The sequence below is a fragment of the Azomonas macrocytogenes genome, from assembly GCF_014191985.1.
In the GTDB taxonomy this organism is placed as follows: domain Bacteria; phylum Pseudomonadota; class Gammaproteobacteria; order Pseudomonadales; family Pseudomonadaceae; genus Azomonas; species Azomonas macrocytogenes.
This window is the reverse complement of record NZ_JACHXI010000011.1, coordinates 105,874-117,702: the sequence shown is the minus strand read 5'-3', so window position 1 is coordinate 117,702 and position 11,829 is coordinate 105,874. Positions and strand designations below refer to the sequence as shown.

Genomic DNA, 11,829 nt, shown 5'->3' with positions numbered 1-11,829 from the left:
AAATATACACAAAAACAGAAAAACCTCAATGGCTCGAGTTCGATCCGACGAACATCGAGAATAACACGCTGACAGCGAACCGCACGCTGGAGCAGATCAACAACCAGATCCAGCAGCTTCAGAACGAAGCGCAGATGCTGATGAACCAGGCGCGCAACCTCGCCAGCCTGCCGTCCAGCGTGGTGAACCAGTTGCGCGCCAACCTGGCGACGACCGAGCGGCTGATCGCGCAGGCCCGAGGCTTGGCCTACGACGTGACGAACCTCGATCGGGAGTTCGCGCGCCTGTACCCCGAGCAGTACGCCGCCACCGTCAGCGGCGACCAGATGTACCGCGACGCGCAGGAGCGTTGGCGGAACACGCTCAACGGCTTGCAAACCACCATGCAGATGCAGGCACAGGTGTCGCAGAACCTGGGCGAAGACGAAAGCGTGCTGGCCGATCTCGTTGGCAAGAGCCAGTCGGCCGAAGGCGCGCTGCAAGCGATGCAGGCCATGAACCAGTTGCTCGCCTTGCAGGCCAAGCAGTCGATCCAGTCGCAGCGGCTTCAGATCACGCAAGACCGGGCCGCCTCGCTGGAGCTGGCGCGGCAGGCGGCGGCCACGGAGCGCGCCCGCGAGGTGCGGCGGCGTTTCATGGGCGAAGGCACGCCGTACACGCCGCAGCGCGTGGATTTCTACGGCAACTGACGGGAGGCCGCCATGCGATGCGTCCTCGCCCTTGGTGTCGTGCTGCTGGCCGCTTGCGGCAAGCAGCCAACCGACCACCATGCCGATGCCCTGGCCGCCGATCCCGTGCGACTCAAGACATTGCGCGCGCAATGCGCGGCCGACCGGCAGGCCACGGGCGAGGACGCTTGCCGCGCCGCCGCCGAAGCCTTCCGGCGGCGCTTCTTCTCCGGCCTGGCTGGGCCGGATGAATACCAGACCTTGGCCGACCTGCCGCCGATCCCACCGAGCTTCGATGAGCCGGCCGATGGCGTGGCACCGGCACTGCCCCCCGAACCGGAGGCCATGCCATGAATGACGTGACCATCATCGACCAATTCCTCAGCACCTTCGCCGCCTACATCGACTCGGGTTTCGGGCTGCTGCGGGGCGAAGTGGCCTTCCTCACCGCCACGCTGATCGTTATCGACATGACGATCGCCGGGCTGTATTGGGCCATGAGCCACGCCACCGGCCAGGGCGAGGACGTGATCGCCAAGCTGCTGCGCAAGGTGATGTACGTCGGTGCCTTCGCCTACATCATCAATAACTTCAACTGGCTGGCGAGCATCGTCTTCCGCTCGTTCGCGGGATTGGGCATCACCGCCACCGGCTCGGCCATCACGATGGAGAACTTCTTGCAGCCGGGCCGGTTGGCAAAAACCGGCCTTGACGCGGGCGGGCCGATCTTCCTCCAGATGGACGACATGATGGGATTTCCCGAGGTGTTCTTGAACCTCGATGCCATCTTGGTGCTGTTCCTCGCCTGGCTGGTCGTAGTGCTGTGCTTCTTCGTGCTGGCGATCCAGCTTTTCATCACGCTCATCGAGTTCAAGCTAACCACGCTCGCGGGCTTCGTGCTGGTGCCGTTCGCGCTCTGGAACAAGACTTCGTTCCTGGCCGAAAAAGTCTTGGGCAACGTGGTTGCCTCCGGCGTCAAGGTGCTGGTGCTGGCCGTGATCGTCGGTATCGGCTCGGGCCTGTTCACTCAGTTCCAAGTCCATCCCGATGAGCCGTCCATCGACCATGCACTGGTCATCATGCTGGCCTCGCTCACCTTGCTGGCGCTGGGGATCTTCGGCCCTGGCATCGCCACGGGCCTTGTGTCCGGTGCGCCGCAGCTCGGCGCGGGCGCAATGGCGGGCGCGGCTATCGGCGCAGCCGGGACGGCGGTGGCCGTCGGTGCCGCCGCCACGGGTGTAGGCAGCGCGGTAGCCGCTGGCGCGCGCATGGCACCGGCTGCCGCCAAGCTGGCTGGCGCTGGTGCGCGTGCGGCCACGTCGGCGGCTGGCAGTGCGAAATCGGCGTTCCAGGCCGGCTCCGCCGCCGCAGGCGGTGGTGCGAAAGGCGCAATGGCGGGCTTGGGCAACGTCGCCAAGACAGGCGCGCAGGCAGCCGGGCGAGGCGCTGCATCTCGCGCCTCCGCAGCCGGGCAACGCATGGCTGCTCCCTTCCGCGCTGGCTGGAATGGCGCTGCGGCCGATAGTGGCGCAGGCGCGGCATCCGGTCAGGGTGCCGCAGGCGAGGCCGCATCCGGCACCGCCACCGCGCAGACGCAGGAACAGCCCGCTTGGGCCAAGCGCCTGCATCGCCGCCAGCAACTCACCCATGCCGCGACTACTACCGCCCACGCCTTGCGCGGTGGCGATGGCGGCGGCTCCGGGCAAGGCCCGAGCCTGCGCGATTCCGATTCATAAGGAGAACTGACCATGCGATTCAAGAAACCGCAGGTGCGCTATGCCGACACGCCGCAGCCTGCCACGCCGTATCAAGCTGCCGGCCAGGTGTGGGACGACCGTATCGGCACGCCGCGCGTGCAGGCGAAGAACTGGCGGCTGATGGCCTTCGGCTGCCTGACGCTCGCGCTGCTGATGGCCGGCGGCCTGGTGTGGCGCTCGGCGCAGTCCATCGTGACGCCCTACGTGGTGGAGGTGGACAACGCAGGCCAGGTGCGCGCCGTGGGCGAAGCCGCCACGCCGTACCGGCCCAGCGATGCACAGACCGCGTACCACCTAGGCCGCTTCATCGGCCTGGTGCGCTCGCTGTCCATCGACCCCATCGTTGTCCGCCAGAACTGGCTCGACGCCTACGACTACACGACCGACAAGGGCGCGGCCGTGCTCAACGACTACGCGCGCGTGAACGACCCGTTCGCGCGTATCGGCAAGGAGTCGGTGACGGTGCAGATCACGAGCGTCGTGCGCGCTAGCGACACGTCTTTCAACGTGCGCTGGACGGAACGCCGGTACGTCAATGGCGCCACGGCCGGGCTGGAACGGTGGACGGCCGTGGTGTCCATCGTGCTCCAACCGCCGCGCACCGAAGAACGCCTGCGCAAGAACCCCCTGGGCATCTACGTCAACGGCTTGTCGTGGAGCCGCGAGTTGGATTCTTCCGAAGGAGCCAAACCATGAACCTGTCTTTCCGTATTTACGTTTCCGTGCTGACGCTTGCGGCCCTGGCGGGCTGCGCCACGCAGGGCAAGCCGCCGCCCGTGATTTCGCTTGATGAGCCGGTGCAGGCCCAGCCGCTGCCTGAACTACCCGCGCCTGTGGAAGTGGTGGCTGTGCCCGAGGTGCTACCGATGCCGGCGCAGTTGAAGCCGTTGCCCGAAGCCGATGACGCCAAGCCCACGCCGGAGCCGGCAGACGAGAAGGTGCGTGTCTCGCGCGCCAATGCCGAGGCCCGCGTCGCGCCCACGCGCGAGGGCTACGTCAACGCGATTCAGGTGTGGCCTTTCACGGATGGCGCGCTCTATCAGGTCTATGCGGCCGTGGGCCGCGTGACCGTGGTTTCGCTCCAGCCGGGCGAGGAACTGGTAACGGTGGCCGCTGGCGATACCGTGCGCTGGATCGTGGGCGACACATCGAGCGGTAGCGGTGCCGACCTGCGCGTGAACGTGCTGGTCAAGCCGATCCGCTCGGGCCTCAAGACCAATCTCGTCATCACCACCAATCGCAGGACATACCTGCTGGAGCTGGCTTCGACGGAAAAGACGTGGATGGCATCGGCTTCTTGGGAGTATCCGCGCGACCGGATGCTGGCCTTGCAGCGCCAGGCACAGGCGGCCAGCGCCGCCGCGCCGGTGGATTCCGGCTTGTCGCTGGAGAACCTGCGCTTCCGCTACGCGGTCAGCGGCAGCAACCCGCCGTGGAAGCCGCTGCGCGCGTTCGACGACGGGCAGAAGGTCTATATCCAGTTCCCCGCCGGCATCGCGCAAGGCGAGCTGCCGCCGCTGTTCGTGATCGGGCCGGAAGGCGGCGGGCAACTGGTCAATTACCGCTTCCGCTCGCCGTATTACATCGTGGATCGGCTGTTCGGCGCGGCCGAACTGCGCCTGGGCGGTGACAAGGGCGACGTGGTGCGGATTGAGCGCACGGACGGCGTTGCGCGGAGGAACTGACCATGAGCCAGGACGACACCCCCGACCTCGCCACGCCGCAGGCGGGCAAGGTCGCGCCCGAGGCGGTGACGCTGCGCGCCCAGCCGCGCCCGGTCACGCGCCTGAACCGGCGCACGCTGGCCATCCTCGTAGGCGGCCTGTCGGTCGCCGTGCTCGGGGCCACGATCTGGTCGCTGCAACCGCAGCGGCGCGGAGCCAGCGAACAGACCGAGCTTTACAACGTCGATCGCGTCTCGAAGTCCGAAGGGCTGGACGGCCTGCCTTCGGACTACTCGAAGCTGCCGCCGAAAGTGCCGGAGCTGGGGCCGCCGCTGCCGGGCGACCTCGGCCCGGCCATCGTGAACTCACAGCAGCCGGCCGTGGCCGCCTACGCAGCCCCTGGCCACGATCCCAACGACGCCTTGCGCAAGGAGGCGGAAGCCGCTGCGGCTTCGTCGGTGTTCTTCCGCTCGGGCGGCCAAGGCGAGGCGACCGCCACGGTGGCGCAAGCGGCGCCGGGTGCCGGTGGTGCCAGCGCGCTCGCGGCCTTCGACCCGCTTGCCGCAGGGCCGGCCTCGACGGCGGCCCAGCCTGCCGACCCAACCGCCGTGCAAAACCGGCAAGACCAGAAAGAGGCGTTCCTGAAAGCCGGTTCTACGGAAACCCGCAATTCCGGCAACCTGGCGCTGCCGACATCGCCATATCAGGTGATGGCCGGGACGGTGATCGCGGGTGCGCTGGTGACGGGCATCAAGTCGGACTTACCGGGCGACGTGATCGGCACCGTCACGGAGCCGGTCTATGACACGGCCACCGGCAAGTTCCTGCTGATCCCGCAGGGATCGCGCATCTTGGGCAAATACAACAGCCAAGTCAGCTACGGGCAGAGCCGCGTGCAGGTGGTGTGGAATCGCATCATCCTGCCGGACACGTCATCGCTGACACTAGACAACCTTGTGGGCACAGATCCTGCGGGCTACTCGGGCCTGGAAGATGACGTGGACTGGCATTGGAAGCGCATCGTCGCCGGCGCAGTGCTGACGACGTTGCTGGGCGTCAGCGCCGAACTGGCCGCACCGGAGAATCGGCAGGACGGCAACCGCATCGTCATCGCCGGGCGTGACAGCGCACAGGACAGCATCAATCAGGTCGGCCAGGAGATCACCCGGCGCAACATGAACATCCAGCCGACGCTGACCGAGCGGCCGGGCCTGCCGGTGCGGATCATCGTCAACCGGGATCTAGTGCTGCGGCCCTACCAGCCGCTGTTCTTCAATCGGGGAGCTTCGCAATGAGCGCGACCAAGAAGCTGCGGCTCGGGCCGCTGCCCAAGACCGAGAACGTCAAGCTGACCTTTGCCTGCCCGGCCAGCCTGAAAGCCGACCTCGACCGCTACGCCGCGCTGCACGCGCAGGCGTATGGCGAGGCGGTCGATGCAGAGAAGTTGATTCCGCACATGCTGGAGGCGTTCATGGCGGGGGATCGGGGATTCAAGCGCACACAGCCCAAGAACGGAAAAGCCGCCCCTGCGTGAACAGGGGCGGCTCTGGATTGGTGCCCGAGGCCGGAATCGAACCGGCACGCCTTTCGGCGAGGGATTTTCTTACCACTTCGACTTTCGCCGCCGCCCTGCTCAACGCAGGGCGTTCGTGGTCTGGAGCACGCCTTCACCATAGCCTTGCGGCCGTAGGTGCCCGCCGTCTGCTCTCTACACCTTCCCAAGCTGTAGCTTGGGCTTGGCTCGGCGTTGGCTCGGATGCAAAAGCATCCAGGGCGTTCGCCGACTTTGACGGGCTTCACTTCGGGCGTTTCCCCCCGAAGGCTCAAATTGTTCAAGTCCCTTGTGTCTACCGATTTCACCACTCGGGCGTAGTGCTCAACGCACTGAAAACACCTACCTCCATCTACTGGCGCCTAGCTGGCCCCTGGCCGTCAAGCCTAGCTGCAAAGCTACAGCTCGGATGCCCGCAAACCGTTGTCACTATTGACCTTCTGGCTCGGTAGTTCTAGCAGAAAGGACTTGACAAAACAGATTTTAAGTCCCTTGCGTCTACCTGTTTCGCCATCCGGGCATGGTGAAGAAAGGATGGTTTTAAATATTTGCCTAAAGGCTGATCGTAGCGGGCAGGACTATAGCGATCCGCCCGGATACGTGCAACCTGCAATAGGCTTTTATACTGTTCTGGAAAAGCGTCCGTGTTGCTCGTCGAGATAGGCATCGAAAGCCATGGCGATGTTGCGCATCATCAGCTGTCCTTGGGGACGCAGGATGAGGCTATTGTCACGGTATTCCAGCAGGCCATCGTTGATTGTTTCGTCCAGTTTGCCCAGGCTATCGGCGAAATAATCCTGGAACGAGATGCCATATCGATCTTCGATTTCACGGAAATCGATCCGGCCGTGACACATGAGGGAAATGATTACGTCCCGCCGCAAACGGTCATCGGTCGTCAGCAGGTACCCACGATGAATTGGTAGGCGTCCTATATCCAGGGAGGCGTAGTAATCAGCGAGTTCCTTGAGATTCTGGCTGTAGCTCTCATCGACCTTGCCAATAGAAGAAACCCCCAGACCAATGAGATCACAATCGGCATGAGTGGAATAACCCTGGAAATTACGGTGCAAGGTTCCGTTTTCGCGTGCCAGGGCCAGTTCATCTTCGGGCAGAGAAAAATGATCCATGCCGATATAGATATAGCCAGCTTCGGTCAGGCGGTTGATGGTCAGTTCAAGTAGCTCCAGCTTGCGTTCCGGCGGAGGCATGTCTTCTGGGCGAATCAAACGCTGGGCTCGAACCATATGGGGGAGGTGGGCATAGCTATAGGCAGCGATGCGATCCGGACGCATACCGATGAGTTTGTCCAGCGTGACGGCAAAACTTGCTTCGGTTTGTAGTGGCAGGCCGTAGATGAGATCGACACTGACTGATTTGAAGCGCGCTTCGCGCGCGGCCAGGACTAATGTGCGGATTTGCTCTTCGCTCTGTACGCGGTTGACGACCGCTTGCACTTTGTCGTCGAAATCCTGAACCCCAAAACTAAGGCGATTGAAGCCGAGTGCACGCAGATCATGAATTTGTGATGGGGTAACGGTACGTGGATCTACCTCCAGCGAGAACTCATGATTGTCGCTTTCATCCATATTGAAGGCTTGGCGCAATGACTCCATAAGTTCGGTAAGTTGCTTCTGATCGAGATAAGTTGGAGTTCCACCGCCAAGGTGAAGCTGGGTCAACTTTCGCGTCCGATCAAAGAGTTCAGCTTGTAAGTTTATTTCGCGTTTCAGGTAGTCTAAATATTCCGCCGCCCGCTCGGTTTTTGGGGTAACGATCTTATTGCAGGCACAGTAATAGCAAAGGCTTTTGCAAAAGGGGATATGGATATAGATCGACAAAGGTTTTACTGCTTCCTGGCGATTACTCGCGAGGGCAACTTGACGGTAGTGTTCAGCTGTGAAGTCTTGATGGAACTGGGGCGCAGTTGGATAAGACGTGTAACGAGGCCCAGAGCGGTCATATTTTTTGACCAGAGCACGATTGAAAGTAGTTGGCTGAGCCATACGGAATTCACCTAATAATAACGGGAGGTGCCGGTATGGAGACAAAGCCTGCAAAGACCATGCTGAACCGGATGGAAGCGGCAATTTTAGCCTTAGCGCCTCTCGCAAAGACTAAAAATTATAACATCATAAATTTGATTGCCAATCCATGTATCTACCGCTTTATTCTACCCGACCCAGAAAACAGAAATACTTTCAATCCAGTGTCATCAGGCGCGTATTTCCACCCGTTGCAGTGGTATTGACACTAAGTACTCGTTCAATAAGCAACAGCTCAAATGGAATATCAGTATCACCGGGTGCCAGGCCGTATACCGTAATGATTGGACCGGTCCGCTGAGCCACCTGTCGGCAGATTTTACGCAACTGATCCGGATCCCCATGATGAAGCACAATATCGAAATGCACGTCATCGGCGCACCAGTCCGAAATCAGTAGCACTCGTGCCTGTACTTCCAGAGGAAGACTACGGTAAAGATCGCGTTGCGCGTCACTTTCTACCCATAGTGCTTGGCCTCCTGCCACCAATACGGCAGCCAGTTGAATCAGCAAATCGTTCAACCCCTGAGCTAGGCAGAGTACGTGCCGCCGTGGTAACAGGCTGTAGCTGTTGCTCTCGCCGGTAGGGCCGGTAAGCAGGCGCGTAGTGATTCCCGGAAAATGTTCTGCGTATTGGGTACTCAATTTTGCAGCGGTCGGGTTGCGCTTACTGAACCACTCTTGAAAAGTCTGCAAGGCTTTTACCGAGGGTGTCGATTCATGCACTTGTATGGCGGATTCATCCGCATTGATCAGTCGAAATGCCTGGGTCAGCGCGTTTTGCGGGCGAGCCGAGAGCAAACGGTAAAGATAGAGTGGCCCGCCAGCCTTGGGACCAGTACCGGAAAGCCCTGCGCCACCAAAAGGCTGTACGCCTACAGTCGCGCCGATCATGCTGCGATTGACGTATAGATTACCTACCGCAGCATGCTTGATGAGGCAAGCTATAGTAGTATCAATTCGGCTATGGACACCCATGGTCAGACCATAACCCGAAGCATTTATCTGCTCGAGTAAGCCTTCGAGGCCATCGCGTGGATAGCGTACTAAATGTAGAACCGGCCCGAAAATCTCCCGACGTACTTCATCGAAACTTTCCAGTTCGATCAGTGCCGGGATGACAAACGAACCCTGAGTACATTCATCTCCATCGGCAAGTGCGAGCCGGGACACCTTGTGCCCTTTGTCTCGCATGGCCTGAATATACTGCTCGATATTGTCTCGGGCATCGGTATCGATTACCGGCCCGATATCGACCTGCAGGCGCTGCGGGTTGCCAAGGCGGTATTCGGCCAGAGCTCCTCCCAGCATGGAGATTATCTGGTCGGCGATATCATCTTGCACGCATAGTATCCGCAATGCCGAACAGCGCTGGCCGGCACTGTCGAAAGCTGACGCGATTACATCCTGGACTACCTGCTCCGGCAAGGCCGACGAGTCGACGATCATGGCATTCAAGCCACCGGTTTCAGCTATGAGTGGAATGCTGCGACCTTGCTCGTCGAGTCGGTCGGCAATACTGCGTTGGATAAGACGTGCCACTTCGATGGAACCAGTGAATAGCACACCACGAATGCGCTCGTCGGCTACCAGACGGGCACCGATGTTCTCGCCTTGTCCAGGCAAAAGCTGCAAAGCTCCTTTACTGATGCCCGCTTCGTGAAGCAGCCGCACTGCCTGGGCGGCAATCAACGGAGTCTGCTCGGCAGGTTTGGCCAGTACGGTGTTGCCGGTTGCAAGAGCCGCGGCCACTTGTCCGGTGAAGATCGCCAATGGAAAATTCCAGGGGCTGATACAAACCACTGGCCCCAAGGCGCAGTGAGTATGATTGTCGAAACTGTCGCGCACTTGCGCAGCGTAATAGCGGAGAAAATCTGTCGCTTCGCGTACTTCACCAATCGCGCTGGCAAGTGTCTTGCCAGCTTCTCGCACCAGTAATTCAATCAACGGTGCGGCACGCGCCTCCATCAAGTCTGCCGCACGTTCGAGCATCGCGGCGCGCTCGGTGGCTGGCAGGGCTTGCCAGGCTGGCCCGCTGGATACCGCGCAGGCGAGGGCATTGTCGACATCCTGCCTGGACGCTTCACATACCTTGCCAATGACTTCTCGATGATCCGCTGGATTAAGTAACGCTTTCGGTTCATCGGCCGTTACCTGCTCGCAACCGAGCAAGGGTTCAGCCGTGCGGGTTTTTCCGGCACTGTCGCGCAGTGCACAAGCCAAGGCGCCGAGATCGTGTTCGTTGGAAAGATCGAGCCCGCGCGAATTGCTCCGCATCTCGCCATACAGCTTGGGCGGCAGCGGAATCCTGGGATGAGGCAAGCCGATGGCGCTTTCCCAGGTACCCATCCGCTCGATGAGCGCTACAGGATCGGCGACCAAATCATCGAGCGATACGGAATGGTCGGCGACTCGATTGACAAAGGATGAGTTGGCTCCATTTTCCAGCAGACGCCGTACCAAATAGGCCAGCAGAGTTCCATGATTGCCGACCGGGGCGTAGATGCGACACGGGCGATCAAGACGATTAACGCCATTACCTACTACCAGCTCGTAAAGCGGTTCGCCCATGCCGTACAGGCATTGAAATTCATATTGCCCGGCCTGGTAATTCTTTCGTCCAGCCAGATGGTAGATTGCAGCCACTGTATGGGCGTTGTGGGTGGCGAACTGAGGGTAAACCGCATCGGGAGCAGCTAGCAGCCTGCGGGCACAAGCGAGATAGGAAACATCCGTATAGGCCTTGCGAGTGAAGACCGGATAGTTTGCCAGCCCATCAACCTGGGCGCGCTTTATCTCGCTGTCCCAGTAGGCTCCCTTGACCAGGCGGATCATCAGTCGACGGTGACTGCGTCTGGCCAGGTCAATCAGGTAATCGATAACCAGCGGACAACGCTTCTGATAAGCCTGCACGACAAACCCAATACCGTTCCAGTCTGCCAGTTTCGGTTCGAAGCAAAGGCGCTCTAGCAAATCCAGTGACAGTTCCAGACGCTCGCTTTCCTCGGCGTCAATATTCAGGCCGATCTCATATTGCCTAGCCAACAGAACCAGGGAGAGCAGGGCCGGATAAAGCTCTTCCATGACTCGTTGGTATTGGGCACGGCTATAGCGTGGATGCAAGGCGGAAAGCTTGATGGAAATCCCGGGGCCTTCGTAAATCCCCCGGCCATTGGCAGCTTTGCCGATAGCATGAATGGCCTGCTCGTAGGAGGTCAGGTAGCCTTTGGCATCCTGTGCGGTCAGTGCGGCTTCGCCCAGCATGTCGTACGAATGGCGAAACCCTTTTTCCTCTGAAGTAGAGGTACTGGCCAGCGCCTGGGCAATTGTCTCGCCGCTGACAAACTGCTCGCCGAGCATGTGAATAGCCATGTCGATGCCCTTGCGGATCAGCGGCTGGCCACCTTCACCTATAATCCGGTTGAGTGAAGAGGCAAGGCTGGATTCTTTTGGCTTGGTAATGAGCTTGCCGCTCAGGCGCAAACCCCAGGTTGCTGCATTGACGAACAGGGAGTTGCTTTGGCCCAGGTGATGCTGCCAGTTACCCGTTCCGATCTTGTCCCGGATCAAAGCGTCGCGCGTGGCCTTGTCAGGAATCCTCAACAAGGCTTCGGCCAGGCACATCAACGCTATTCCCTCGTCGGATGAAAGTGAAAACTCCTGCAGCATGCCCTGAACCAGCCCGGCGCGACCGCTGCTTGGTTTTCGCTTACGCAGCTGTTCGGTCAGACTTCGGGCCAGACCGTGAACTGCAATGGCCCGTACTTTGGGCAGGCGAGCCTGCTCCAGCAATGCTGGCAGCAACTCCGGCTCGGGGCTGCGATAAATCGAGGTAATGGCCGTACGTAGAACCGATTGCGGCAGGATACCGGCAGCTAGCTCCTGGAACGGCTGCCGGTCTTCCTGCTGTGCGCTGGCAGAATTACTCTGTTTGGGAAAATCAACGATCTGGCCAATGCTCTCCAGCTGTTTCAGATAGGCGGAAATCGCTTGTTCAACCAACCACTCAGGTGAGCGTTCAAGCATCTGGGCCAATTGCTCCAAACGCTCATAAGTAGTGTTTTCGAGCGTAATCGCGCGCGTGCTCTTGAGCATGTCGACTGTTCTCCGGCACGAATGAATGACTCGAGAGTAACCCTGTAA

The 11,829-nt window shown here is 60.4% G+C and carries 9 protein-coding genes; 7 read left to right on the top strand and 2 right to left on the bottom strand.

Annotated elements, in window-relative coordinates:
• Positions 1-2: 2 nt before the first annotated feature.
• Genes trbJ through FHR87_RS11830 form a run of 7 tightly spaced genes read left to right on the top strand, consistent with a single transcriptional unit; the run spans position 3 to position 5,623 of the window.
• Positions 3-689 carry a P-type conjugative transfer protein TrbJ gene (gene trbJ / locus FHR87_RS11860; RefSeq protein WP_338021248.1) on the top strand — a complete coding sequence of 229 codons (687 nt, stop codon included), beginning with the start codon at positions 3-5 and terminating at the stop codon, positions 687-689.
• A gap of 12 nt (positions 690-701) precedes the next feature.
• Positions 702-1,022 (top strand): hypothetical protein, encoded by a 321-nt coding sequence (locus FHR87_RS11855; protein ID WP_057380742.1) that lies wholly within the window; start codon positions 702-704, stop codon positions 1,020-1,022.
• Positions 1,019-2,404, top strand: a complete 1,386-nt coding sequence (gene trbL / locus FHR87_RS11850; RefSeq protein WP_130534012.1) for a P-type conjugative transfer protein TrbL — start codon at positions 1,019-1,021, stop codon at positions 2,402-2,404. The genes FHR87_RS11855 and trbL overlap by 4 nt, the downstream gene beginning before the upstream one ends.
• A 12-nt stretch (positions 2,405-2,416) precedes the next feature.
• Complete coding sequence (gene trbF, locus FHR87_RS11845; RefSeq protein WP_057386250.1) at positions 2,417-3,121, top strand: conjugal transfer protein TrbF; 705 nt, start codon at positions 2,417-2,419, stop codon at positions 3,119-3,121.
• Positions 3,118-4,110, top strand: a complete 993-nt coding sequence (trbG, locus tag FHR87_RS11840) for a P-type conjugative transfer protein TrbG (RefSeq protein ID WP_057380740.1) — start codon at positions 3,118-3,120, stop codon at positions 4,108-4,110. Before trbF ends, trbG begins: the two co-directional genes overlap by 4 nt.
• Before the next feature lie 2 nt (positions 4,111-4,112).
• Positions 4,113-5,384 carry a TraB/TrbI/VirB10 family type IV secretion system protein gene (locus FHR87_RS11835; protein WP_057380739.1) on the top strand — a complete coding sequence of 424 codons (1,272 nt, stop codon included), beginning with the start codon at positions 4,113-4,115 and terminating at the stop codon, positions 5,382-5,384.
• A complete protein-coding gene (locus FHR87_RS11830) occupies positions 5,381-5,623 on the top strand; it encodes a DUF2274 domain-containing protein (protein WP_057380738.1) in 243 nt (80 codons plus the stop codon). The genes FHR87_RS11835 and FHR87_RS11830 overlap by 4 nt, the downstream gene beginning before the upstream one ends.
• Before the next feature lie 638 nt (positions 5,624-6,261).
• Here the strand turns inward: FHR87_RS11830 and hemN are convergent.
• A complete protein-coding gene (gene hemN, locus FHR87_RS11825; protein WP_183166940.1) occupies positions 6,262-7,647 on the bottom strand; it encodes an oxygen-independent coproporphyrinogen III oxidase in 1,386 nt (461 codons plus the stop codon).
• Positions 7,648-7,842: 195 nt separating this feature from the next.
• Entirely contained in the window at positions 7,843-11,781 is a 3,939-nt protein-coding gene (gene putA, locus FHR87_RS11820) for a trifunctional transcriptional regulator/proline dehydrogenase/L-glutamate gamma-semialdehyde dehydrogenase (protein WP_183166929.1), read from the bottom strand.
• Positions 11,782-11,829: the final 48 nt, after the last annotated feature.

Coding starts and splice junctions, on each gene's coding strand:
- FHR87_RS11855 (WP_057380742.1), top strand. CDS start 702: ATGCGATGCGTCCTCGCCCTTGGTGTCGTGCTGCTGGCCGCTTGCGGC.
- trbL (WP_130534012.1), top strand. CDS start 1,019: ATGAATGACGTGACCATCATCGACCAATTCCTCAGCACCTTCGCCGCC.
- trbF (WP_057386250.1), top strand. CDS start 2,417: ATGCGATTCAAGAAACCGCAGGTGCGCTATGCCGACACGCCGCAGCCT.
- trbG (WP_057380740.1), top strand. CDS start 3,118: ATGAACCTGTCTTTCCGTATTTACGTTTCCGTGCTGACGCTTGCGGCC.
- FHR87_RS11835 (WP_057380739.1), top strand. CDS start 4,113: ATGAGCCAGGACGACACCCCCGACCTCGCCACGCCGCAGGCGGGCAAG.
- FHR87_RS11830 (WP_057380738.1), top strand. CDS start 5,381: ATGAGCGCGACCAAGAAGCTGCGGCTCGGGCCGCTGCCCAAGACCGAG.
- hemN (WP_183166940.1), bottom strand. CDS start 7,647: ATGGCTCAGCCAACTACTTTCAATCGTGCTCTGGTCAAAAAATATGAC.
- putA (WP_183166929.1), bottom strand. CDS start 11,781: ATGCTCAAGAGCACGCGCGCGATTACGCTCGAAAACACTACTTATGAG.